Here is a 24,072-nt window from a genome sequence, read left to right as displayed (position 1 = left end):
TATCCAACTGTCCTACCTATGACTGAGCGACCGACCCGACCGGAGAGGGAACTGCTGGATCTGGCCCGCACGCGGGCCGGCGATCCGGAGGGAAGGCGGGCCGCGGGCGAGCTGCTTCGCCGCCACCGCCAGTCCGTGTACGTCTGGTGCCACCGCTACGTGAAGGATCACGAACGCGCGCTGGACATGGCGCAGGATGTGCTGCTGCAGGCGTACGAACGGCTCGATCAGTTCGAAGGACGCTCGGCCTTCTCGTCCTGGTTGTTCGTGATCGCGCGCAACCGGTGTCTCAACGAAATGAGACGGGATTACTGGACCGAGGATGAGGAACTGGACCTGCTTCCGGACGAGCGCGTGCGCTTCGACGAATCACTCGACGAGGCGTCGCGTGCCGACCGGCTGCTCACCATGATGAACGAGGTGCTCGATCCGGTGGAGCGAAAGGCGGTCTGGCTGCGTTACACGGAACGGATGCCGGTGGAGACCATCACGACCATGCTGGGCCTGGACGGACGGTCCGGTGCCCGCGGCCTCCTGCAGCGGGCGCGCCGCAAGCTGCGGGTCGCCATCGCGAAAGAACACGGTGAGGGAGGAGAGCCAGCATGACCACGGCGTGCCTGTCCATTGAGGAGATCGCGGGCCTGGAAACGACGGACGCGGGAGACCCGGGCCGCGCGCATGTTGAATGTTGCGCGCGCTGCGCCGCGCTCGCGCTGGAGTACGCGGAGTTCGTCCGCGGCAGACCCGATGCGGGCAGCGATGTCGGCGATGCCGGCCGGCGTCTGGCCGCGTTCATCGCGGAGCGCATCGAGCGCGACCCGGTCGAGACGTCAGGCACGCGGCGGCTTCCGCGCCGCTGGTTCGAGTTGTCACCGCGTCGCGGCCTGGCCTACGCCGCCGCCGCGGCCCTGGTGCTGATTGCGGCGGTCACGGTGATCCGCACCCAGCTCGCCCCCGAACAGATGGTCCTGCGCGGCGCCGGGGATGGCGACCAGCTCGCCACCTACACCGTCGCCGCGGACGGATCGATTCCGCTCATCTGGGCGCCGGTGGATGGCGCCGACGCGTACCGCATCACGATTCTGGGCGAAGACCTGGTCGAACTGGCCGCCATCGGGCCGGTGGGTGAGAACACGTTCGTTTTCGCGCCCGCGGAGCACGCCCTTCCCGCTGGACGCTATTTCTGGGAAATCACCGCGCTGGTGGGTGGTGACCCGGTTGCAACCGTCGGGCCGGCGCCGCTGTTCGTGCGCTGATCGTTCCGCACGCTCCCTCTCATTCCTTCGCCGCGGCCTCGCGCCGCTGGTGCTTCTTTCTCCATTTGTAGGGTTCTTCGAATGCCGGCCTGGGCCCGGCTTCGGCAGCGCGCAGGATGCGGTCGGCCAGGTCCGGGAAGCCGTTGTCGCCAAAGTGACTGATGGTCTCGTACGCAAGCCCCATGGCGAGGAGTCTCTCCGCCAGCAGGTCGCCGTCGATGAAGATGTGCGCGAGGCGGCGGTTGTAGCGGTCGCGTCCGTCGGTGGCCATCTCCACCACGGAGGCCCGCAGCACCAGCACACGCGTCGATTCCGCGGCGGCCGGACCGAAGGGCTGGTCCTCGAAGATGCCCACGCCGGGGTCCGCGGTCTCGGGGGTGTCGATGCCGAGAAACCGGATGGGGGCACCGTCTATATAGAATGTGTCCCCGTCGTCGAACTGGATGTGGGCCACGTCCACCACGGTCGCGCCCGGATAGGACGGCGCGCGGGTCTCGCGGCCGCTGTCCCGGCAGCCGGTGGCGGGCAACAGCACGGCGAGGATGCCCGCCGCAAGACCGCCGCGTGTCCGCCAGGTTAGGTTCATGCGCGCATCTTGGCTCAACCGGCGCCGGCGTGCAACCGCAGCCGCGCAGAAAGAGGTTGGCCACCCGCCCCGCGGTTGTGTATTCATTCCTGAACTGTTCGTCCCGGACTGTGCCCGCATCCCCCCGGGGACGGTCCGCCGGCGGGTGCAACCGGAGCGATGGCAAGAAGTTGCGTTTACCGAGCGCCTGATTGTCTGTTATACTCCACCACCATGTTCAAACTGCCTGGAGTGACCCATGCCACGTCATGACATCACCGTGCGCGTCGCCGGCGAGGGCGGCGAGGGCGTCATCAGCACGGCGGAGATCCTCACCCGCTCGGCGGTCGATTCCGGCCTGGAAGTATTCACGTTTCGTTCCTATCCCGCCGAGATCAAGGGCGGACTGGCCATGATGCAGGTGCGCATCGGCACCGACCCGGTCCGTTCCATCGGCAGCGGCACCGACATTCTCATGGCCTTCAACCAGGAGGCCTTCGACGTGTGGGGCGAGCGCATGGATGCCGGCGCCGTGCTCATGTACGATCCCCGGCACTGTTCCGTCCCGGAGGACTACCCGTACACGCGCATCGAAGTGCCGCTGCACGACACGGCTATGAAAGAGACCGGTGCGCGCATCTCCAAGAACATCGTGGCACTGGCGTCGATGATCGGCGCGCTCGACATCCCGCCGCAGTTCGCGCGCGCACTCATCGAGCGGCGCTTCAAGCGCAAGGGCGAGAATGTGGTCGCCACCAACCTGAAGGCGTTCGAGGCGGGGTTCAGCATGCTTCGCGACGACCCGCGTCTGGCCGGTTTCAAGCTGGCGCCTTCCCGGACCGGTTCCAAGCCCGAGGGACGCGTGATCCTCTCCGGCAACCAGTCCCTGAGCCTGGGTGCCATCGCCGGTGGTTGCAGCTACGTGGCCGGCTACCCGATCACGCCGGCCACCCAGGTGCTCGAGTTCATGATGAAGCACCTGCCGGCGTTTGGCGGCAACGTGGTGCAGGCGGAGGACGAGATTGCGGCCATCGCGTCCTGCCTGGGTGCGTCGTACGCGGGTGCCAGGGCCATGACCGCCACGTCCGGGCCCGGGCTCGCGCTGATGAGTGAGCTGATCGGCATGGCGTCGATTTCCGAGATTCCGGTGGTGGTGGTGGATGTGATGCGCAGCGGTCCCGGAACCGGCATGCCCACCAAGACCGAGCAGTCGGATCTCATGTTTGCCATCCACGGCAGCTCCGGTGAGGCGCCGCGCATCGTGCTGGCCGCGACGGATATCGCGGACTGCTTCCACCAGGCGGTGAACGCGTTCAATCTGGCCGAGCGATACCAGATGCCGGTGATCCTGTTGAGCGACCAGTCGATGGGATACCGCACCCGCACCGTTGGCACGCCGGACCTGTCCGGCATCGTGCGGGAAGACCGCGCGGCCCCCACGGCCGCGATGCTGGAGGACTACAAGCGATTCGCGGACACCGACAGCGGCGTGTCGCCGATGGTGCGGCCGGGGACCGAGAACGGCATGTACGTGGCCACCGGTCTCGAGCACGACGAAGCGGGGGCCGCCAACTACACCCCCGAGAACCGCAACAAGATGGTGGCCAAGCGCTTCCGAAAGCTGGAGACGCTGGCGCGCGAACTGGAAGCCAACGGCAACGGGGTCAACGACGACGGCGGTGGCGCACAGATCGGCATCATCGGCTGGGGTTCCACCGAGGGACCCATTGTCGAAGCGCTCAAGAAGGCACGCGGCGAGGGCATGCGCATCGCGCACCTGCACCCGCGGGTGCTCCACCCACTGCCGACGCGCAAGATCGAGGCGTTCCTTGCGCCGCTCAAGAAGGTCATCGTGATCGAGGAGAACCACACCGCGCAGTTTTCGCGTCACTTGCGCGCGAACGTGCGCTTCAACGGGGCCGAAATCGTGGACGTGAACCAGTGCAGCGGGCTGCCGTTCACATCCGACCAGGTTTATGCGGCGCTCGCCGAGCACCTCTAGGCATCAGAATCGAGGAACCATGACCCAGACGATCGCGCTCAAGCCCAAGGACTACAAGAACGACGTCGAACCCATCTGGTGCCCGGGCTGCGGTGACTTCGGGGACCTGGCCGCGTTCACGCAGGCGCTCGCCGCCATGCAGCTCGACCCCAAGGACATCGCCATCGTTTCGGGTATCGGCTGCTCGGGTCGCTTCTCGCACTTCATCAAGAGCTACGCCTACCACACCGCCCACGGCCGCGCGCTTCCCACCGCGATCGGCGTCAAGGCCGCCAATCCGGACCTGAAGGTGTTCGTGGTGGGTGGCGACGGGGACGGGCTCTCCATCGGTGGCGGGCACATCCCGCACGCCGCGCGCCGCAACCCCGACATCACCTACATGATCCTGGACAACGCCATCTATGGACTCACCAAGGGGCAGGGCTCACCCACCTCGCCGCTCAACATGGTGACACCCACCACACCGTTCGGCCTCGAGGATCCGCCGCTGGACCCGTTGCGGATGTTCCTTGCCTACGGGGTCAGTTTCGTGGCGCGTGGCTTCTCCTCGGACGTCAAGGGTGTGGCCAGGCTCATCCAGGCGGGGGCGGAGCACCGCGGCTTCGCGCTCATCCTGCTGGTATCCCCGTGCCCGACCTTCAATCAGATCGTGACCTTCGATTTCATGAAGAGCGTGGTCGCGCCCATTCCCGATGATCACGACCCCACGGATCTGAGCGCCGCCTTCCAGCTGGCGTTGAGCAAGGAGAAGTTCTACACCGGCGTCTTCTACCGCAACGACGGACTGGCCACCATGGACGCCAAGCTGGAGCACCAGCGCCGGCTCACGATGGACAAGCAGCCCCGGACGCTCGAGGCGCTGTTCGCCCAGTTCTAGGCCGCCGGCGGCCGCCGTCCCGATCTGCAACCCCGGGGTACATATCTGTCTCAAAAGTTGACACTTCCGCCCCTCCCCGGGCGGGCCTCCGGAGCCTCCAGGGGCCCATCCCAAGGCCCCCGCGGCGGCCCCCATGTGAAAGACTTCGCTTGACAAGACCGTTGATAAATCGCTAATTAAGGAAGCCCCGATATTCCGGTCCATCCCACCGCGGCCCGGAAGCCCCATGTGAAACAGCGTAACTGGTTGATTGGCACGGGAATTGGTACGTCTACCGTGCGGAGGGAATATCACATGCTGCGTCCGGCTGTTGCCGCCCTGGGATTTACCGCTCTTCTGCTCGCCTCGTGGACCGTCGGGGTCCACGCCGACGCGTCCAACAACGCCTACTCCGCCGAGGTGGATGTACGGCTCTCGACCGTCCGCAATCTGATTACCGCCAGGGACTACGCCGCCGCCAAGACGATGGCGGAGGAGATTACCGCCACCAGCCCGGCGCTGCCCGAGGGCTGGATGCTGCTCGGCTACGCGCGCAGCGTGACCGGCGAGTTCGACGCCTCCAACGCGGCCTACGACGCCGCGCTCGAGCACGGTGCCGACCGCCGCGAGGTCATGGTGGCCAAGGCCTACAACTGCCGCAAGCTCGGTGATGCGGCTTCGACGCGCGAGTGCTACCGCGAAATCGTGAATCTCGACCCGGAGAACGTGGACGCGTGGATGCAGTTCGCGGCCTTCGAGGCCAGCGTGGAGAACTACGACGACGCTGCCGAGTGCTACGCGACCGCGCTCAGCATGGACCCCAACAACATCGACATCATCGAGGCGGTTTCGCGCGTGGAAGAGAAGCGCGGCAACACGGCCGAGGCGGTCGCCTGGCTGGAATCGGGCCTGAGCCTGGATCCCACCAATACGCGCCTCCTGAAGCGCCTGGTGGTCATCAGCCTCAATTCCCAGGACTACACCCGCACGGTGGGCTATGCGGACCGCGTGCTCGCCATCGAGCCCGACGACGCCACGGTGCAGCGCAACCGCGCGCTCGCGCTCTACCAGAAGGGCGACAAGACGGAAGCGATCGAGTCGTTCGAGAAGGTGGCGGTGCTCGACGGCAAGATGGACAACCTGTACGGCCCGATGGCCGACTGCTACCGCGCGGCGGGCCGCGATGGTGACGCGCTGCGCGTGATCAACGAGGGAATCGAGGCGGGCAGTCAGACCGCGTGGCTCTACAGCGTGTGGGGCAAGATCCTCGAGGACCAGAAACGTTTCGACGAGGCCATCGACAAGTTCAACCGTGCGGTGGCGGCCAACGATCAGCTCTGGAGCGACTACGCGCGCAAGCAGATCGCCCGCCAGAACCAGCTCAAGAAGCGCGAGGCGATGATCGCCGCGCAGAACGGGATGTAGGGAAGAGGACGTCAGAGGCCCGCGGGCAACCGCGGGTATCTTGCTCCCCCGGCCGCCGGCCGGGGGAGCTTTTTTGTTGCAACGGGTTGCGTGGTTGCCCACCCCTCCGCCCGGTTGCCGCCGGCGGCGGTTTCGGAATAGCCGGTCCTTGTCGAACGATTCTCTTGGAAATTATTATGTTTGACGCCGCCGTGGGTCTCGGTGTACACTTCCCCCGCTACAGATGAATACCGGACCGGCCTGAAGTCCACGGCGGTCCGGGATTGGTGTGCACCACTGGCGATGTGCCGGATATGAGGACGGCAACGGCGAGCCACAAACTTGGGGCGTACCTGAAATAAAGCGAACCGCAGTCTCCCTGGTTCGAAGTTTCCCAGCCGTATTACCGAGGCAGTGATGCTTCTCCAGGGTGGAACCTGCCGCGGCCGCGTTTCGTTGCCGCAGCGTACGAGGTCTTCTTAAAGACGAGGTCTAAGGAGGAGGAGTATGAAGGCTGTTATCGCGTTTCTTCTCGTTATGATGATGGCGGTGCCGGTGCTGGCCGGTGCGCCGGCAGACGGCACGTACAAGTCCAGCGACATCGGCGGACTGATGTACCCGGGCCGCTACAGTGAATCCTGGTTCCCCACCAAGCTGTCGGTGGACAACACGTTGCACGAGCAGTCGTGGGATGGCGCCACGCTCGGTACCCAGTGGCAATGGTACTGTCCGTGGGTCGTCAATGCCCCGACCCTGCTCGTCAACACGGTCAACGGCAGCGGCAACGGCCAGAAGATCTGGACCGTGACCTACACCGGCGGCACCTGCTGGCTGGATGGCGGCGGCCCCTGGGCCGGCGGCGATCCGACGTACACGGCGAGCATTCTCACGTGGACGGCGGTGGTGACCGAGACGTACTCGAATTTCGCCGAGGTGGGAACCGTGCGCACGCACGCCGCGTCGGCGCAGTTCAACAACTATCCGGACGGCTGCATGTCGCTGCAGATCGAGAACACCGAGAAGATCGGCGACACCGACAGCGGTACGCTGCCGGCGGGTTATCCGAACTTCTGGTACTGGGCCCCGTGTGCGGATATCGGCACGACCGGTCCGGGCGAATGGGGCGACGTGGATTCCATCACCTTCACCATCCAGGGCTGCACGATTGCGACGGAGCAGAAGTCCTGGGGTGCGGTGAAGTCGCTCTACAAGAAATAGCACCTGTTGGAACGTTCCGGCGCGGCGCTTCTCCGCACGCGCATCTCGTTGCCCGCCCGGAACGGAACCACGGTTGAAGGTTGTGTATCGGCTCGACCGATTCAAGGAGGACGCAGGTATGAGGAATGCGATTTTGATTTCAATTTTCACCGCGGTGTTGGTGGTGGGTTCGGTGGCCGTCTACGCGGGTCCGCCCGCCAACGGCACCTACAAGTCCACCAACCTTGACTTCGACGAGGGCCGCGAGGCGTCGTCGTGGGCCGCGGGCAACTTTGTCGGCGTTGGCAACGTGCTGCACGCGGAGTCCTGGGATGGCGCGACCTTTGGAACCGACTGGAAGGTCCTGTGCCCGCAGGTCGCCAGCGTGTTCCTGGTGGTCGACCTCGTGGTTGGCGGCACCGGCCAGCGGATCTACCAGATCACGTATGCCGGCGGCACCATCGTGCTCGGTGGCACCGGCCCCTGGGCCGGCGGCGACGCGCAGTACACCGGCCTGATCGACACCTACACCGAAGTCCGCACCATTCAGTACGTTGGTGGCGCGGTGGTGGGTGCGGTGAGCAACCACGCCGTCAGCGCGCACCTGCAGGGTTACACCGCGAGCTGTATGACGTGGGGTATCGGTAACGGCGTGTGGCTGGGCAACGGTGTCGCACCCGCGGGTTACCCGGATTACCGCGACGCGGCCTGCGCCAGCGGCGGCAGCGGTCACTACGGTGATATTCGCGATCTGACAATCTCGGTTCAGGGATGCGCGGTGGCGACTGAGCAGTCCACCTGGGGTGGCGTCAAGTCGATCTACCGGGACTAGGTCCCCGGTTCGCACGCGTTCCTCGAGTCGTTTTGCCGACACGAAGGGGATTCTTGTTCCTGCACGGAACAAGGGTCCCCTTCCGGTTTTCGGGGAGCTCAGCCGAAATGGCGGAAGATTCTCTCGCCCACCCGAACGGTCCATGATTCCGGCATGGTGCGGAAGACGCGCGTGAACACGCGGTACTTGAGCGAGTCGCTCTTGACCACGCTCATGCCCTCGGCGGGGGGATCGAAGTAGTAGGGCAGCGCGACCTGGGTGGTGCCCCAGCGCTGCTTGAACTGGTTCAGCCCCGCGTTGTCACCCGCGGTGCGGCCGAAGTCGTAGCTGTGATCGCCGGCCAGCACCGCGTCCTCGATGGTCTTCCAGAACAACGGATACAGTGCCACCAGATCGCGGCGTGTCTCGTCCACGCCCTCGTACTTGGCGTAGGTGACGCCGTTGTAGCGCATCATGATGAGTCCCGCCACCGGGGTGCCCTCGTGTTCGGCCAGGTAGAGCATGGCGCTCGGATTCTGTGACAATCGCTCCAGGATGGTGGCGAAAAGCAGGCGTGGCTGCGGCGGAATGCCGTGACGCCGCCGGTTGCGCACGTAGAGCGTGTAGAAGGCCTCGAGATCCGCCGTGTCCGTGGCCACCCGCGCCTGCACGCCGAGCCGGATCCCCTTGGTGATCGTCTGCCGGACGGCGGTACGGCTGAACGTCTTCTTTACCGCCTCAGCATCCCCCGCGAGTGGAATGAGGTAGTTCCAGAAATGCCCGCTGGGGGCGAATCCCTCCGCCGGGGTATCCGACCCGTCGCGCAGCGCGGGCAGACCCCGCATCTCGTAGAAGGCGGCGCTCCTCTTGGCGCGCATGGCGCGGGCTTCGCCGGTGAGTGCGCGCGCGGTTGCCGCGTCGTCGGCCAGCGCGAAACACACGTCGGAAAAGGGAAGCGTCGAAATACGGTTGCCGGTGAGGCGGCTCTCCACCGCCACCAGCGGCAGCACGCCGGTTACGCGGCCGTCGGTTTCGTGCAGCAGACACAGGGAGGGATAGCGCCCGATCTCGCAGACGATGCGGATCCAGGCGGAGGTGTGGTACACCGTCGCCCGCGGGTGGGACGCCACGTAGGCGTCCCACCGCGGGTCGGTCCATGGTTCAACGGCGTGCAGCGGCACCGCTACGCGTAGTACTCCTGGCCCAGGTGGGTGATGAGTTCCTCACCCATCGCGTGACGCAGGTTGTTCTTGAGCTTCATGAGCTGGATGAACAGGTCGTGCTCGGCGTAGAGGCCGGGCGCGGTCTGCGGGCTCTTGAAGTAGAACGACAGCCACTCCTGGATGCCGGACATGTCGGCGCGCTCCGCAAAGTCGAGGAACAGCGCCAGGTCGAGCACGATGGGTGCGGCGAGAATCGAATCGCGGCACAGGAAGTCCACCTTGATCTGCATGGGATAACCGAGCCATCCGAAGATGTCGATGTTGTCCCAGCCCTCCTTGTTGTCGCCGCGCGGCGGATAGTAGTTGATCCGCACCTTGTGGAACATGTTGCCGTACAGGTCCGGGTTGAGCTGCGGTTGCAGGATGGACTCCAGCACCCCGAGCTTGCTCACTTCCTTGGTCTTGAACGATTCCGGATCGTCCAGCACCTCGCCGTCGCGGTTGCCCAGGATGTTGGTGGAGAACCAGCCGCTCACACCCAGCATGCGCGCCCGGAACCCCGGCGCCAGGATGGTCTTCATCATGGTCTGGCCGGTCTTGAAGTCCTTGCCGCAGATGGGCACGCGCATCTCCTTGGCCAGCTCGATCATCGCGGGGATGTCGACGCTCAGGTTGGGCGCGCCGTTGGCGTAGGGCACGCGCTCCTTGAGGGCGGCGTACGCGTACACCATGCTCGGCGAGATGGCCGGATCGTTGTTGCGCAGACCCTCTTCGAATGCCTTGACGGTCTGGTGCACCGGCTTGGCCTCGAGGTAGACCTCGGTGCTGCCGCACCACACCATCACCATGCGGTCGAGCTTCTTCTCGGCCTTGAAGCGCTTGATGTCCTCGCGCACCTGGTCGGCGAGCTCCATCCAGTTCTTGCCCTTCTTGACGTTGGGTCCGTCGAGCTTCTTGACGTAGTTCTTGTCGAACACGGCCGTCATGGGCGTGATCGCTTCCAGCGGTTCGCGCAGCTGGTTGAGCAGCTCCTTCTCCAGCACGCCCGCCTTGAGGGCGGCCTGGTACGCGTTGTCGGGAATGGGATCCCAGCCCGCAAACTCGATCTGGTCGAGCTGGGCGAGCGGGATGAACTCGTTGATGTGCGGCGAGCGGTTGTCGGTGCGCTTGCCGAGCCGGATGGTGCCCATCTGGGTCAGCGAGCCGATGGGCTTTGCGATACCGGCGCGCACGGCTTCGACGCCGGCGATGAACGTGGTGGCGACGGCACCCATGCCGGGCATGAGAATGCCGAGCTTGCCGGTCGCGGGACGAATGGTCTGTTTCTGCTTCATGAATCTCCTCCGATAGGGTCGCCCCGGGGGGCGGCAGGTTGGGAACCGCCCAAGAATACGTCGGGGCTGAATATAATTGAAATTTATTCGAGTTATAGTTAGTATAAGAAAAACTTATGGAAATCCGGCAGTTGCGATACTTCCTTTCGACGGCACGGCTGGGCAGCGTCGTGGCCGCCGCGGCAGAGCACTACGTCACCCAGCCCGCCATCAGCCTCCAGCTCAAGAAGCTCGAGGAGGAGATGGGGCAGAAGCTCTTCGTGCGCCGGGGGCGGCGGCTGGTGCTCTCCGAGGCGGGTGCAATGCTGGCGGTCCGGGCCGAGGAGGTGGTGCGCGGCCTGGAGCGCATGGAGGCCGAGATGCGCGGGCTGCGGGGTCTGGAGAGCGGGACCCTGCGGGTGGGGAACACCGACGCGGCCAGCGTCTACGTGCTTCCGGACGTCTACCGCGCGTTTCACGGGGCCCACCCCGGGGTGCGCATCGAAATCATGGTGGGGGACACGCAGCGCCTGCTCGACGCGCTCGCCGCCCGGCGCATCGAGCTCGCCACCGTCACCCTCCCCGTCCCGCACCGGGGCCTGTCCATCCGGCCCATCTATCGCGAGGAACTGGTGGTGGTGGTCCGTCCGGACGACCCGCTGGCCGCCCGCCGCGGCGTCACCCTGAAGGATCTGGTGGGGCACGGTGTCATCGCGTATCCGGCGGGTTCGATTACGCGCCGCATGATCGACGACGCGTTCTCCGCGCACGGCGAGACGCTGCGTGCGCGCATGGAAATCTCCAGTCCGGAGGCGATGAAGCAGCTCGCGCAGGCGGGGCTGGGTGCCAGCATCCTGCCGCGTCCGGTGGTGGCGGCGGAACTGGAGCGCGGCACGCTCAAGACGGTCTCCGTTCCCGGCGCCCACTTCGAGCGCGAGATCGGCATGGTGCACCGCGAGGATGAAGCGCTCTCACCGGCGGCGGCCGTCTTCCTGGAGATGGTGGCGGCGCGCTTTCGCGACGTGGGATCGCAAAAGGGTCGATAAAACCCCGCCGCCGTGGCAGAATGTCCGCTCGGCCCCGGGCCGCACACCCCATGAGCCAGCTCCAGCACGAACTCGACGTCGCCCGTTCCCTCGCCCGCGAAGCGGGGGGGATTGCGCGTGCCTTCTACGCCAAGCTCACCGAGAGCGATGTGGACGAGAAGGGACGCAACGACTTCGTCACCGTGGTGGACCACGAAGCCCAGCGGGTGATCGTCGAGGGGCTGCGCCGGGAGTTTCCGGACGACTTCATCGTGGCCGAGGAGACGCTCGCGCCCGGCGTGAACGACGGTCGCGAGGAGAGCGCGCGCCGCTGGTACATCGACCCGCTGGACGGGACCACCAACTACATCCACGCCTATCCCCACTTTGCGGTGACCATGGCGCTGGCCGTCGAGGGTCGCACGTCGGTGGCGGTCACCTACGCGCCGCTGCTCGACGAGATGTTCACCGCCATTCGCGGCCAGGGCTGCCGGCTCAACGACAAGCCGGTGCACGTGAGCCGGCTGCAGGATCAGAACCGCATCCTGCTCGGTACCGGCTTTCCGTTTCGCGCGCGCCACCTCCTGGACACGTACCTGCAGTCGTTCGCGCACTTCTTCCACCACGCGCGCGGTATCCGCCGCGGCGGATCGGCCGCGATGGATCTCGCCTACGTGGCCGCCGGACGTTTTGACGGGTTCTGGGAGATGACGCTCAGCCCCTGGGACATCGCCGCGGGCGTGCTGCTCATCGAGGAGGCGGGTGGCCGCGTCACCGATTTCTTCCTCGGCGACACCTACCTCGAGAGCGGGCACATCATCGCCACCAACGGCCTGCTGCACGACTGGATGGCGGACGGGATCGCGCAGATCTTCCCCCGCGACGCCGACTACAGCAAACGTTCATGAACAGGGAACGGATCTCCCCCGTCGCCACAGGTGGTGGCTGGCGCGACGTTGCCATCGTCACGGTGGTCGCGTTGCTGGTTCGCCTCGCCTGTTTCTTCATAAACTCACGCGGCAATCCCGCCTTCGACTACCTGATCATGGACTCGATGTACATCGACCGCTGGGCGCGCGCGCTCGTGGCCGGTGACCCGGGCCCGGCGGTCTACTTCCGCGGACCGCTGTACCCGGCCGTCCTCGGACTCATCTACAAGATCTCCGGCGGCAGCCACGCCGCGGCCGTCATCTTCAACCACATCTGTGGTGCGGTGACGTGCGGGCTCATCGTGGTTCTGGCCCGGCAGTACTTCACGCGCGCGGTGGCCCTGGTTGCCGGTTTGGTGGCGGCGTTCTACTGGCCCCTCATCTACTTCGAGGGCGAGATCCTGGTGGAGCCGCTCTTCATTGCGCTCCTGGTGCTGTCGCTGTGGCGGCTGGCGCGCGCGGTGTCGGCGCCCACCCTGGTGCGCATCGTGGTGGCGGGCGCATGCCTGGGGCTCTCGGCGCTGGCGCGCCCCACCGCACTCGTGCTGGTGGCGGTGGTGCCGGTGGCATTCCACGCGTCCGGGCTTCGCGCCCGGGCGTGGCTGCGCCCCACGTTGCTGTTCGCCGTGGCGGTCATCGCCGTGCTGGTGCCGTCAACCGTCCACAACTACCGGGGCTCGCACGCGCTGGTGCCGGTGGCGTGGTCGGGCGGGTTGAACTTCTACATCGGCAACAACGCGGAGTCGGACGGGCGCAGCGCCTTCATCCCCGGCGCGGTGTCACCATGGATGGGTGGCGGGGACGAAGCCCTGGCCATTGCACGCGATCAATCCGGCCGTGAACTCACCCCGGCGCAGGCGTCGTCGTACTTCTTCGGCCGCGGTGTGGACTACCTGGCGTCCGAACCGCTGGACGCAATGGAGCTGCTGGCGAGCAAGCTGTACACGTTCTGGGAAGGGCCCGAGCGCTCCAACGAGAAGTACATCTACTTCTTCTGGAAGCGTTACGGCCTGGGGCGCGTTCCCATGCCCGGATTCTGGCTGGTGGCGCCGCTGGCCTTCGTGGGCATGGTGGGGCTGTGGCCGCGGCGGCGGGAGCTGGCGCTGCCGTACGGGTTCGTCGTGGCGTACATGCTCGGAGTAGTTGCGTTCTTCGTGGTGGCCCGACTGCGCCTGCCGGTGGTGCCGGTGGTGATCGTGTTCGCGTCGTGGGCGGCGCTGGAGCTGGTGCGCGTGGCACGAGAGGGCGCGTGGAAGCGTCTTGGCATCGGCGCGGCTGTGTTCGCCGCCGCATTTGTCTTCTGCAACGCGGGATACCCGCGCTTCGCCGCGCAACGGCCCAACCACGATATCGTCTCGCACTACACGCTGGCGGGGGCCATGATGGAAGGGGAGGACACCGACGGCGCGCTGCTTGAACTGGCGCGCGCGCGGATCGCCTTCGAGCGCGCGCCCACGCAGCAGTACGTGGGCATCGCCCAGGACGTCTACTTCAAGCTCGGCACCCTGCTCTACGAACGCGGGCGTTGCAAGGAGGCCGCCGACGCGCTGGGGCGGGTGCTGCCCGGCGATCCGCGAGCGGCAGCCGCGCGCGTGATGTTCGCCGACTGCTGCGAGAAGACGGGGCGCTTCGCGGACGCCGCCAAGGCGTACCAGCTCATCCTGCGGCGCGCACCGCAGGACGAAGCGGCACTCGCCGGGCTGGTGCGCTGTCTCGAGGCGACCGGCGACTACGCCGAGGCCGCGCGCGTCCGTGCTCGGCTGGGGGCCCTGCAGAATTGAGTTCGGCGGCGTCGAGCGCTTGTCGCGCGCCTTGACCGTCATCGCGCCACCCTGCTACGCTCATGCACCCCATTGCTGAGTTCTCGGAGGTCAGTCCGAAATGAAAGACAATTCCGGTCCGGTCGTCCTGGTGGCGGTCGGCATCGTGCTGTGCGGCTGGTTCGTGGGGCGCGGGTTCACCAACGCCCGCACCGCGGACCGCTACGTGTCGGTGAAGGGCGTGTCCGAGCGCGACGTGCGCGCGGACATGGCGCTGTGGCCCATCCGTTTCAGTTCCACCGACGACAACCTGGCGCGCGCGCAGCAGAAGTTCGACGAATCGCGCGGGGCGGTGGTCAAGTTTCTCGCCAGCCACGGCATCGATGCCGCCAGCGTGGAGCTGCAGAATTTCGACGTGACCGATGTGCTCGCCAACCCCTACCGCGGGGCGGGGGAGGTCACCAGCCGCTACATCATCACCGGGACGCTCATGGTCCGCGTGGATGATCCCGCGCTGGTGCAGGTGGCGAGCCAGGACCTTGGCTCGCTGGTCTCGGCCGGCGTGGTGTTCTCGTCCCAGGGGGGCTATGCCTCAGGCCCCACGTTCCTGTTTACGAAGCTCAACGACCTCAAGCCGCAGATGATCGCGGAAGCGACCGCGAGCGCGCGCGAGGCCGCCGAGCAGTTTGCCAAGGACTCGGGAAGCGGCCTGGGGGGTATCCGCCAGGCCAACCAGGGGATCTTCCAGATCCTGCCGCGCGACCGCGCGCCGGGTGTCATGGAGGAGTCGCAAGTCAACAAAACGGTGCGTGTTGTTTCGACCGTCGAGTATCTGCTCGAAGATTGAACGGCGCCGCCAAAAAGGAGTGTGTTTGTCAAGATGAAGAAACTGATCCTGTCGATCTGCGTGTTGAGTCTGGTTTCCATCGGTGTGTCCCAGGCCAGTGCCGCCAAGTGGGCGGGCGTCAAGGGCGGCATCAATATGGCCGACTTCGGCGGCAGCGATGCTCCCGACAACACCAGCATGCGCAACGCCTTCGCCGGCGGCGCGTTCTTCGGCTGGGGCATCAACGAGCAGTTTGGTATCCAGATCGAAGGGCTCTACATGAGCAAGGGTGCCAAGGGCAAGGATGACAGCGGCGGCACGCCGGTGGATGCCACCGTGAAGCTCGACTATATCGAATTCCCCATCCTGTTTGCCGTGCGGTTCCCGGCCGGTGAGAAGCTCGCCTTTGACATCTTCGCGGGACCCACGCTGGGATTCAACATCAAAGCCGAGTACGAAGCCGGTGGCGAAACACAGGACGTCAAGGACGAAACCGAAAGCTTCGAGTTTGGCGCGGCGTTCGGAGGCGGCTTCTACTACATGCTGGAGTCGTTTTCGATCCTGGCGGACGTGCGCTACGGCATCGGTGCCACGACGACTCAGAAGGATTTCGAGGGACAGTCTTACGACGTGAAGAACAAGGGGATCGGCATCATGGTGGGTGTCGCGTTCCCCCTCGGTTCGAACCAGTAAGATTCAGCCGCTGCCGCACGGCGGAGAGGTGAACTCATGAAACAGTTGCTGAGTATCATCATCGTCGCGCTGCTGGCGGGGCCCCTGGTGGGCCCCGCCGTGGCGGCGGATGCACAGTGGACCCTGGGTTTCAAGGGCGGCCTCGCGCTGTCCGACCTGGGTGGTGATGACGTCATCGACTCCGAGCTGGGCAATCGCACCGGTTTCGCCGGCGGCGTGTTCGCCCAGGTGGACGTTTCGCCAAACTTCGGAATCCGCCTCGAGGGTCTGTACCATATGAAGGGCGCCAGCGAGGACTCGGCCAATGCCTCGGCAACCTTCAAGTTCGACTATATCGAGTTTCCGGTTCTGCTCGTCGGCCAGGTGCCGGCGTCGGAGAGCGCCGCGCTGAGTGCGTTCGCGGGGCCGGTCTTCGCCTTCAACACCAGCAGCAAACTCGCCGCGTCGATCGGTGATTTTGGCGGCTCGGTGGACATCAAGGACTACATTGCCTCGTTCGAGTTCGCCCTGGCCTTCGGCCTGGGCGCCTCGTTCGACGTGGGGAGTGTGTCCATCGAGGTGGATGGTCGCTACCAGCTCGGTCTCACGACCGTCGACGACGGCCTGGGGCAGGCCCTCCTGCTTGCGCCGGGCGACCTGGACATCAAGAACCGGGGATGGGTGTTCATAGCCGGCGTGGGATTTCCGATCGGCGGGTGACGGCGGTGCCCGGCCGGTCCCGCCCGGCCCCGGAAATGAGCGCAACTCGACCCAGCCAATCGCGTATTATTACCGTCTATAACAGCCACGGCTGACCGGGTCCCCGCCACCCGGGTGACTGGCCCCAGGGAGTCCCGCAAGAACTCAGGACCCCGGGGCCCCATACCATTTACAAGCAAGGTTGCCCGTTATGCCTTCAACCCCCCGCCGTGATACGTTCTATCTATTTATAAAACAAGCACTTACTGTGCTGGCCGTGGCCCTGCTGCTGGCCGGCTGTGGCAAGAAGGGAGACGCCGGCCAGGCCCAGGCCGGCGGTCCGGGGGGCGGCCCCGGGGGTGCCGGCGAGGCTCCGGTGCCGGTGGCGGTTGCTCTGGTGGGCAGCGGCGAGATCGCCAGCTATTACACCGCCACGGCGACACTGGCGGCCGAGAAGGAAGCCACCATTCTCTCGCGGGTCTCCGGCGTGGTGCAGAAGCTGTGGTGCGAGGAGGGCGACGTGGTCCAGGAGGGGGCCGAGCTGCTCCTGGTCGACAACGACGAGTACCGCTACCGCTACGAGCAGGCCCAGTCGGCGCGCATGGACCTGGAGGCCAGGGTGGCGCGGCTGGAGCAGATGCGCGAGCAGGAACTGGTTTCTCCGGAGGAGTTCGAGACGCTTTCCAACAACCTCGCCGCCGCGCAGGCGGCGGAGGGCATGGCCGAGCTGAACCTGTCCTACACCCGCGTCACCGCGCCGTTCACCGGCCGCGTGGTCGCGCGCAGCGTCGACGTGGGGCAGAACATCAACGTGGGGACGCAGCTCTTCGTGCTGTCCGACTTCACGCCGCTGCTCGCACGCGTGCACGTTCCGGCCAAGGAGTTCAACAAGCTGCAGGCCGACCAGCCGGTGGATCTTACGCTCGAGAGCAACGGCACACGCCTGCGCGGGCGCATCAAACTGGTGAGCCCCGTGATCGATCCCAGCAGTGGCACCATCAAGGTCACCATCGAGATTCCGACCTATCCGCCGGGCGTGCGCCCGGGCGACTTCGCGCAGGTGAGCATTGTCACCGAACGGCGCGTCAACCGTACGCTGGTTCCCAAGGTGGCACTGGTGAACGACCGGGGCGAGCAGGTGGTGTATGTCTCCGCCGATAGCACCGCCGAGCGTCGCGTGGTGGAGATCGGGTTCCAGGACGACAGGAACGCCGAGATTCTCACCGGCGTGACCGAGGGCGAACGCGTGGTGGTGAAGGGTCAGCGCACGCTCAAGAACGGCGCGGCCATCAAGATCCTGGACAACACCGAGGCGGCCCAGGTGACGGACTCCGCTGTCACCCGGGATGGTTCATAGATGCGCTCACTGATCGCGATGGCGGTCAGGCGGCGGGTGACCGTGGTGATGGCCGCGTTTGCCGTCGCAGCGTTCGGGATGGTGGGCTACGAGCGCCTGCCCATTGAGCTGTTCCCGGACATCTCCTATCCCTCCATCACCATCCAGACCGATTTCCCGGACACCGCGCCGCCCGAAGTGGAGTACCTGATCACGCGCCCCGTGGAGGAAGCGGTGGGTGTGCTGCGCGGGCTCAAGTCCATCCACTCGGTGTCGCGGCCGGGCGCCTCCGAGGTGACGCTGGAGTTCGACTGGGACTCGGACATGGACATGCTGTCCATGGAGGTCCGCGAGAAGCTCGACCGCATCATTCTGCCCGACGAGGCTGAAAGCCCCATCGTCCTGCGCTACGATCCGTCGCTCGACCCCATCATGCGCATCGCGCTTTCCGGAGACGGCGGGCTCAACGACATGCGCAACCTCGCCGACCGCAAGATCAAGCTCGACCTCGAGACCCTCAAGGGCGTGGCCGCCGCCCAGGTCAAGGGCGGTCTGGAGGACGAGATCCAGGTGGACGTGGACCAGGAGCGCCTGGCCGCCATGGGCATCCCGCTGGACCGGGTGCGCGAGGCGGTGGGCGTGTCCAACATCAACCTGCCGGGCGGATCCCTGCGCGGGCGTGACTCACACTTCATCATCCGCACCCTCAACGAGTTCGACACCGTCGAGGAGATCGGGTCGGTGATCGTCGCCGAGCGCGACGGCGCCGCGGTGCGCCTGCGCGACGTGGCCAGTGTCACCATGGGCTCCAAGGAGCGCGAGGAGATCACGCGCTACAACGGCAAGGAGTGCGTGGAGATCGCCGTTTTCAAGGAAGGCGACGCCAATACCGTCACCGTGTCGCGTCTGCTGCGCCAGCGCATGGATGAGTGGAAGAAGAAGCTCCCCGAGGGCTATGAGCTCTCGTCGATGTTCGACCAGTCGCACTTCATCGAGCAGTCGATCCGCGAGGTGCGCAACTCCGCCATCATCGGCGGTATCCTGGCCATCATCGTGCTGTTTCTGTTCCTGCGCGAGGTGCGCAGTACGGTGATCATCGCGCTCTCCATCCCACTCTCGGTCATTGCGACGTTCATGATCATGTACCGGCTCGACATCTCGCTCAACGTGATGTCGCTGGGCGGGCTCACGCTGGGTGTGGGCATGCTGGTGGACAACTCCATCGTGGTGCTCGAATCCATATTCCGCAAGAAGAAGGCGGGCCTGTCGCTGGCGCGCGCCGCGCTGGAAGGCGCCGACGAGGTGGGTGCGGCGGTCGCCGCCTCCACCGCCACCACGGTGGCGGTGTTCCTGCCCATCGTGTTCGTGGAGGGCATCGCTGGACAGCTGTTCCGCGACCAGGCCATGACGGTGAGCATCAGCCTGCTCGCGTCACTCGCGCTGGCGCTCACGCTGATTCCCATGCTGAGCGCGCTGGGCCAGCCGGTGCGCAAGGCCGACGTCGAGGGGCCGCCGGTTCTCACCGACGACTCCGGCATGGACGAGGCCGGCACCAGACTCACACTGGGCGCGTTCTCGCGCGTGTACGACCGCATCGTGAGGGCGGCGGTGGGTCGATCGCGGGTCACCCTGTCGGTCGCATTCGGGCTGTTTGCGGTGGTCATGTTCTCCACCCGCTTTCTCGGCACGGAACTGATTCCGCCGCTCACCGAGGGCGAGTTCTTCTTTGAAGTGAAACTCCCCGAGGGGAGTTCGCTCAACGCCACCGACCGCGTGGTGCAGGAGATCGAGCGCGTTGCCGATCAGGACGACCGCGTGGATCACAGCTACGCGCGCATCGGTAGCCGGCTCATCGCGGGCGGGATGTCCGTCAACGCACTGGGTGAGCACTTCGGACAGGTCAACGTGGCGCTCAAGGACAAGAGCAACGATATGGTGGAGGAAGCGGTGGTGAACGAAATGCGGGATCGCTTTGCCGCCATGCCCGACGTGGAGGCCAAGTTCGGGCGCCCGTCGTATTTCAGCCTGAAGACGCCGATCGAGGTGATCCTCTTTGGAGAGGATCTGGAACTCCTGCGCGACTACTCGCTGGATCTTTCGCGCACGCTCGAAAACGTGCCCGGCCTGGTGGACGTGCGATCCTCGCTCGAGGCGGGGAACCCGGAGCTGCAGGTCATCTTCGACCGCGACCGCGTGGCCGCGCTGGGGCTCGACCTGGGGACGTTGTCGCAGACGTTGCAGGGCCGCGTGCAGGGCGTGGTGCCGACGCGATTCAAGGAGGCGGATCGCCAGATCGACGTGCGCATCCGCAACCAGGAGTCGGACCGGACCTCGATTGCGGACGTGCGCAACCTGGTGCTGCCCGCCTCGGACGGCTCCTCCATCCGCCTGACTTCGGTGGCGGACGTGCGCGTCGACGAGGGCCCGGCGGAGATCCACCGGTTGCAGCAGCAGCGCGCCGCGGTGGTGAGCGCCAACCTCGAGGGCCGCAGCCTCGGAGCCGCGGTGGGAGACGTGCGCACGGCGCTGGCGGACAACCCGCCGCCCACCGGCATCACCTCGGAAATCGGCGGCCAGAACGCCGAGATGCAGGTGTCGTTTGCGAGCCTGCGCTTTGCCATCCTGCTCGCCATCTTTCTCGTGTACCTGGTGATGGCGGCGACGTTTGAATCGTTCATCCATCCCTTCATCGTGCTGTTCACGATTCCGCTCGCGCTGGTGGGCGCGGTCATCGGGTTGCTGGTGACACGCACGGAGATCAGCGTGATGGTGCTGATCGGTGCGGTGCTGCTGGTTGGCATCGTGGTCAACAACGCCATCGTTCTGATCGACGCGATCAACCGGCTGCGGCGCGTCGGGATCGAGAAGAGAGAGGCTGTGGTGCGCGCGGGGCACATCCGGTTGCGCCCCATCCTGATGACCACGCTCACCACCGTGCTCGGCCTGATTCCCATGGCCATCGCGTGGGGCGAGGGCGCCGAACTGCGCTCGCCGCTCGCGATCACGGTGCTGTTCGGGCTGGCCATCAGCACGCTGCTGACCCTGGTGGTCATTCCCGCGGCGTACGTGGCGGTGCCTTCAAAGGTGACGGTGGAAACGCAACAGAACGCAGGTGTGTCATGACACTTCCGGAAATTGCCATCAAGCGACACGTCACCATGCTCATGATCATCGTGAGCCTCGTGGTGATGGGCACGGTTGCGCTGTTCCGGCTGCCGCTCGCCTTCCTGCCGGACTTCGAGCAGCCACTGATCTTCGTGCAGCTCCCGTATCAGAACGCGTCGCCCGCGCAGGTGGAGCGCCTGGTGGTGCGCCCGGTGGAGGAAGCGCTGGGTTCGGTGGGCGGCCTGCGCAACATGTGGGCGCACATCGACGACCAGGGCGCGACCATCGGACTGGAGTTCGACTGGTCGCAGAACATGAAGGTGGCGCGCACCGAAATCTGGGAAAAGATCGACCGCACGCGCCGCGACCTCCCCGACGACATGGGCGACATCCAGGTGTCCAACAACTGGGACTCCCGCGAGTCCGATATGCCCATCATCGAGGGACGCCTGTCGTCCAAGAAGGACCTGAGCGAGAGCTGGGACCTGCTGGAGCGGCGCATCGTCAAACCGCTGGAACGCATTCCAGGCGTGGCGGGCGTGCGTCTGGACGGCGTGAACCCGCGCGAAGTGCGGATCAACCTCAACGTCGCCAGTCTGGAAGCGCACGGTATGGACGTGCGCGACGTCATCGATCTCCTGCGTTCCTCCAACTTCGACCAGTCGCTGGGCAAGGTCACCGACGGCGACTCGCGCTGGTCGTTGCGCACGGTGGGGACGTTCACCTCGGTGGAGGAGATCGAGAACCTGGCCATCCGCGAGGACGGCCTGCGCCTGCGCGACGTGGCCGACGTGCGCTATGAGGAGCCGCCGCTGGAGTACGGCCGTCATCTCGATGGCGACTTCGCCATCGGCGTCACCATCACCCAGGAGTCCAAGGCCAACACGGTGGAGGTGTGTGACGCGGTCGACAAGCGCATTCAGCAGATGAACTCGGATCCGGAGCTGGAGGGCGTCAACTTCCTCACCTGGTTCAGCCAGGGCAAGGAGATCAAGAAGACGCTCGGGGACCTCATGTACACGGGGATCTTCGGCGCGATCCTGGCTGCGCTGACGCTGTACCTGTTCCTGCGCCGGGTCTCCACCACGCTGGTCTCGGTGGCGTGCATTCCGTTCTCGTTGATCGTCGCCTGCGGCTTCATCTGGGCGCGTGGCGGCTCCATGAACACGCTGGCGCTGCTGGGACTGATCGTCGCCATCGGCATGCTGGTGGACAACGCGGTGGTGGTCATCGAGAACATCTTCCGGCACCAGGAGGAGGGCGAGGACACCCGCACCGCAACCCGCCAGGGCGCGGCGGAAGTCGCCGTGGCGGTGACCGCGGCCACGCTCACCTCGGTGATCGTGTTCCTGCCGCTCATCTTCAACAAGCCCAGCGAGATGAACCTGTATCTCAAGGAGCTGGGCATCAGCGTATGCATCGTCATCCTGGCCTCGCTGTTCATCAGCCAGACGCTGATTCCACTGGCGACGTCGTGGTTCATCCGCTCCCGGCCCAAGCCCAAGACGCGCACCATGCTCAGGGCGGAATCCCTCTACAGCCGCACGCTCGTGTTCAACCTCAAGCACCGGTGGCTGGCACCGGTGGTGCTGGTGGCGGCGCTGGCATCCGCGTACATCCCGTTCACCAAGGTGGACAAGAACTTCGACACCAGCGAGAGCGAGCTGTTCGTCCAGGTGAACTACGACTTCAGTGAGAACCTGAGCCTGGAACACAAGGAAGACTTCGTCGACAAGCTCGAGGCGGCGCTGGAGCCGCACCGCGATGAACTGATGGCGCGCTCCATCTACAGCTTCTGGAGCGATCGCTGGACCATGACCCGCATCTACCTCAAGGAGGGCGAGGCCGACGAGGAGAACATCGCCGAGGTGCGCAAACGGTTGCGTACGATGCTGCCGGAGATCGCGGGCACCAAGTTCGAGATCATGGAGAACAACCAGTTCTGGAGGCAGGATCGCGGCAAGCGCATCGCGCTGCAGGTGGTGGGGGAGGATTCGGAGACGCTGCAGGAGATCGGCGAGGAGGTCAAACGGCGCCTCGAGGACATACCGGGCCTCATCGACCCCTTCGCGGGCGGCTGGCGCGGCGATCGCGAGGGTAACGAGGAGATCCACGTGGAGATCGACCGCGACATGGCCTCGCGGCTGGGTGTTTCCCCCATGCAGCCGGCGCAGGTGGTGGGGCTGACCTTCCGCGGTCAGCGCCTGCAGCGGTTCCGGACCCCCGACGGCGAGCGCGAGATGCGCGTGACGCTGGACGAAAAGGAAACCGAGTCGGTGGCGCAACTGCGCAACCTGCCGCTGTGGACGGCCGCGGGGGAGAAGATCCCGCTGGCCTCACTGGCGACGTTCACCCAGAAGGAAGGCCCGACGGACATCAACCGAGACAACCGCCTCACCAGCCTGTGGTGTGGCGCGCGCTTCGAAGAAGGCACGCGCGAGGAGTACATGCCGCTGGTGACCGCCGCCATGAACGGCGTGTCGATGCCCTATGGATACTCGTGGACCTTCGGGCGCTGGGAGGAGCGGCGCAAGGAGAAGACGCAGGAGTTCCTCACCAACCTGCTGCTGGCGCTGATGCTGATCTTCGTGGTGATGGCGTCGATCTTCGAGTCCGTCAGGCAGGCCATCACGCTGTTGCTGGCGTTGCCGTTCGCGCTGGCGGGCGCGTTCTGGACGCTCTATATGACGGGCACCGACTTCGACCAGCCCGCGGCGGTCGGGCTGCTCTTGCTGATCGGCACCGTGGTCAACAACGGCATCGTGATGCTGGCGCACGTCAACCACTACCGCGGCGTGGGCATGACGCGCTACGACGCGTTGCTGCGCGGATGCCGCGAACGCCTGCGCCCCATCATGATGACCGCCTTCACCACCCTGGTGTCACTCATTCCGATGGTGGTTCAGAAACCGTCGCTGGGCGGCGTGTATTACTATTCGATGGCGCTGGTCATCATGGGCGGGCTGCTGCTGTCGACCTTCCTCACCCTGATCCTCCTGCCCACCACCACCACGCTGGTCGAAGACGGCACCAACTGGGTGGGCCGCATGGTCCTGAAGCTCCTGGTGCTGCTGCGCATCCGCAAGCCGGCGGAGGCGCTGGCAGACTGAGTCCACGCGCCACGCGCCCCGTCAACAGGCGCCCGGTTTCGCC

At 65.8% G+C, this 24,072-nt stretch carries 19 protein-coding genes; 16 read left to right on the top strand and 3 right to left on the bottom strand.

Going from position 1 to position 24,072, the window contains the following annotated elements:
* Window positions 1-18 precede the first annotated feature (18 nt).
* Together OEX18_04860 and OEX18_04855 are read left to right on the top strand one after the other, a co-directional pair.
* Window positions 19-606, top strand: coding sequence for a sigma-70 family RNA polymerase sigma factor (locus OEX18_04860; protein ID MDH4336591.1), 588 nt, complete (start codon window positions 19-21; stop codon window positions 604-606).
* Window positions 603-1,256, top strand: a complete 654-nt coding sequence (locus tag OEX18_04855; protein MDH4336590.1) for a hypothetical protein — start codon at window positions 603-605, stop codon at window positions 1,254-1,256. The genes OEX18_04860 and OEX18_04855 overlap by 4 nt, the downstream gene beginning before the upstream one ends.
* 19 nt (window positions 1,257-1,275) lie before the next feature.
* Here the strand turns inward: OEX18_04855 and OEX18_04850 are convergent, their stop codons facing one another.
* Window positions 1,276-1,842, bottom strand: a complete 567-nt coding sequence (locus OEX18_04850) for a thermonuclease family protein (GenBank protein MDH4336589.1) — start codon at window positions 1,840-1,842, stop codon at window positions 1,276-1,278.
* 238 nt (window positions 1,843-2,080) lie between these two features.
* On the opposite strand from OEX18_04850, the gene OEX18_04845 reads away from it, so the two are divergent.
* The 5 genes from OEX18_04845 (at window position 2,081) to OEX18_04825 (ending at window position 8,112) form a co-directional block, all read left to right on the top strand.
* Window positions 2,081-3,823: a 2-oxoacid:acceptor oxidoreductase subunit alpha gene (locus OEX18_04845; GenBank protein MDH4336588.1), complete on the top strand. Its 1,743-nt coding sequence runs from the start codon at window positions 2,081-2,083 to the stop codon at window positions 3,821-3,823.
* Between the two features lie 19 nt (window positions 3,824-3,842).
* Window positions 3,843-4,700, top strand: a complete 858-nt coding sequence (locus tag OEX18_04840) for a 2-oxoacid:ferredoxin oxidoreductase subunit beta (GenBank protein ID MDH4336587.1) — start codon at window positions 3,843-3,845, stop codon at window positions 4,698-4,700.
* 294 nt (window positions 4,701-4,994) lie between these two features.
* Window positions 4,995-6,104 carry a tetratricopeptide repeat protein gene (locus tag OEX18_04835; GenBank protein ID MDH4336586.1) on the top strand — a complete coding sequence of 370 codons (1,110 nt, stop codon included), beginning with the start codon at window positions 4,995-4,997 and terminating at the stop codon, window positions 6,102-6,104.
* Window positions 6,105-6,590: 486 nt separating this feature from the next.
* On the top strand, window positions 6,591-7,301 hold the full coding sequence (locus OEX18_04830) for a hypothetical protein (GenBank protein ID MDH4336585.1): 711 nt from the start codon (window positions 6,591-6,593) through the stop codon (window positions 7,299-7,301).
* A 118-nt stretch (window positions 7,302-7,419) separates the two neighbouring features.
* Complete coding sequence (locus OEX18_04825; protein ID MDH4336584.1) at window positions 7,420-8,112, top strand: hypothetical protein; 693 nt, start codon at window positions 7,420-7,422, stop codon at window positions 8,110-8,112.
* 98 nt (window positions 8,113-8,210) lie between these two features.
* On the opposite strand, the gene OEX18_04820 is transcribed toward OEX18_04825, so the two are convergent.
* Both OEX18_04820 and OEX18_04815 read right to left on the bottom strand, forming a co-directional pair.
* Window positions 8,211-9,272, bottom strand: coding sequence for a GNAT family N-acetyltransferase (locus OEX18_04820; GenBank protein ID MDH4336583.1), 1,062 nt, complete (start codon window positions 9,270-9,272; stop codon window positions 8,211-8,213).
* A gap of 2 nt (window positions 9,273-9,274) precedes the next feature.
* On the bottom strand, window positions 9,275-10,588 hold the full coding sequence (locus OEX18_04815; protein MDH4336582.1) for an inositol-3-phosphate synthase: 1,314 nt from the start codon (window positions 10,586-10,588) through the stop codon (window positions 9,275-9,277).
* 131 nt (window positions 10,589-10,719) lie between these two features.
* Here OEX18_04815 and OEX18_04810 point away from each other — a divergent pair, with 131 nt between their 5' ends.
* From OEX18_04810 to OEX18_04770, 9 genes are all read left to right on the top strand, one after another.
* Window positions 10,720-11,613 carry a LysR family transcriptional regulator gene (locus OEX18_04810; GenBank protein ID MDH4336581.1) on the top strand — a complete coding sequence of 298 codons (894 nt, stop codon included), beginning with the start codon at window positions 10,720-10,722 and terminating at the stop codon, window positions 11,611-11,613.
* 50 nt (window positions 11,614-11,663) lie between these two features.
* The gene (locus tag OEX18_04805) at window positions 11,664-12,500 is read left to right on the top strand and encodes an inositol monophosphatase (protein MDH4336580.1); all 837 of its coding nucleotides are present in this window, start codon (window positions 11,664-11,666) and stop codon (window positions 12,498-12,500) included.
* Window positions 12,497-14,302 (top strand): glycosyltransferase family 39 protein, encoded by a 1,806-nt coding sequence (locus OEX18_04800; protein MDH4336579.1) that lies wholly within the window; start codon window positions 12,497-12,499, stop codon window positions 14,300-14,302. The genes OEX18_04805 and OEX18_04800 overlap by 4 nt, the downstream gene beginning before the upstream one ends.
* A gap of 100 nt (window positions 14,303-14,402) precedes the next feature.
* A complete protein-coding gene (locus OEX18_04795) occupies window positions 14,403-15,128 on the top strand; it encodes an SIMPL domain-containing protein (protein MDH4336578.1) in 726 nt (241 codons plus the stop codon).
* A gap of 33 nt (window positions 15,129-15,161) precedes the next feature.
* On the top strand, window positions 15,162-15,800 hold the full coding sequence (locus tag OEX18_04790) for a PorT family protein (protein MDH4336577.1): 639 nt from the start codon (window positions 15,162-15,164) through the stop codon (window positions 15,798-15,800).
* 36 nt (window positions 15,801-15,836) lie between these two features.
* A complete protein-coding gene (locus tag OEX18_04785; GenBank protein ID MDH4336576.1) occupies window positions 15,837-16,499 on the top strand; it encodes a PorT family protein in 663 nt (220 codons plus the stop codon).
* Window positions 16,500-16,746: 247 nt separating this feature from the next.
* A complete protein-coding gene (locus OEX18_04780; GenBank protein MDH4336575.1) occupies window positions 16,747-17,835 on the top strand; it encodes an efflux RND transporter periplasmic adaptor subunit in 1,089 nt (362 codons plus the stop codon).
* Window positions 17,836-20,937, top strand: a complete 3,102-nt coding sequence (locus tag OEX18_04775; protein MDH4336574.1) for an efflux RND transporter permease subunit — start codon at window positions 17,836-17,838, stop codon at window positions 20,935-20,937.
* On the top strand, window positions 20,934-24,029 hold the full coding sequence (locus OEX18_04770; protein ID MDH4336573.1) for an efflux RND transporter permease subunit: 3,096 nt from the start codon (window positions 20,934-20,936) through the stop codon (window positions 24,027-24,029). Before OEX18_04775 ends, OEX18_04770 begins: the two co-directional genes overlap by 4 nt.
* Window positions 24,030-24,072: the final 43 nt, after the last annotated feature.

It is taken from the genome of Candidatus Krumholzibacteriia bacterium (genome assembly GCA_029865265.1).
In the GTDB taxonomy this organism is placed as follows: domain Bacteria; phylum Krumholzibacteriota; class Krumholzibacteriia; order WVZY01; family JAKEHA01; genus JAKEHA01.
Note: the sequence above shows the minus strand (reverse complement) of the source record. Positions and strands in the feature narration are given on the sequence as shown.

Bases quoted from the DNA above. Each gene is read 5' to 3' on its own strand.
- OEX18_04860 (MDH4336591.1), top strand. From the start codon at position 19: ATGACTGAGCGACCGACCCGACCGGAGAGGGAACTGCTGGATCTGGCC.
- OEX18_04855 (MDH4336590.1), top strand. From the start codon at position 603: ATGACCACGGCGTGCCTGTCCATTGAGGAGATCGCGGGCCTGGAAACG.
- OEX18_04850 (MDH4336589.1), bottom strand. From the start codon at position 1,842: ATGAACCTAACCTGGCGGACACGCGGCGGTCTTGCGGCGGGCATCCTC.
- OEX18_04845 (MDH4336588.1), top strand. From the start codon at position 2,081: ATGCCACGTCATGACATCACCGTGCGCGTCGCCGGCGAGGGCGGCGAG.
- OEX18_04840 (MDH4336587.1), top strand. From the start codon at position 3,843: ATGACCCAGACGATCGCGCTCAAGCCCAAGGACTACAAGAACGACGTC.
- OEX18_04835 (MDH4336586.1), top strand. From the start codon at position 4,995: ATGCTGCGTCCGGCTGTTGCCGCCCTGGGATTTACCGCTCTTCTGCTC.
- OEX18_04830 (MDH4336585.1), top strand. From the start codon at position 6,591: ATGAAGGCTGTTATCGCGTTTCTTCTCGTTATGATGATGGCGGTGCCG.
- OEX18_04825 (MDH4336584.1), top strand. From the start codon at position 7,420: ATGAGGAATGCGATTTTGATTTCAATTTTCACCGCGGTGTTGGTGGTG.
- OEX18_04815 (MDH4336582.1), bottom strand. From the start codon at position 10,588: ATGAAGCAGAAACAGACCATTCGTCCCGCGACCGGCAAGCTCGGCATT.
- OEX18_04805 (MDH4336580.1), top strand. From the start codon at position 11,664: ATGAGCCAGCTCCAGCACGAACTCGACGTCGCCCGTTCCCTCGCCCGC.
- OEX18_04800 (MDH4336579.1), top strand. From the start codon at position 12,497: ATGAACAGGGAACGGATCTCCCCCGTCGCCACAGGTGGTGGCTGGCGC.
- OEX18_04795 (MDH4336578.1), top strand. From the start codon at position 14,403: ATGAAAGACAATTCCGGTCCGGTCGTCCTGGTGGCGGTCGGCATCGTG.
- OEX18_04790 (MDH4336577.1), top strand. From the start codon at position 15,162: ATGAAGAAACTGATCCTGTCGATCTGCGTGTTGAGTCTGGTTTCCATC.
- OEX18_04785 (MDH4336576.1), top strand. From the start codon at position 15,837: ATGAAACAGTTGCTGAGTATCATCATCGTCGCGCTGCTGGCGGGGCCC.
- OEX18_04775 (MDH4336574.1), top strand. From the start codon at position 17,836: ATGCGCTCACTGATCGCGATGGCGGTCAGGCGGCGGGTGACCGTGGTG.
- OEX18_04770 (MDH4336573.1), top strand. From the start codon at position 20,934: ATGACACTTCCGGAAATTGCCATCAAGCGACACGTCACCATGCTCATG.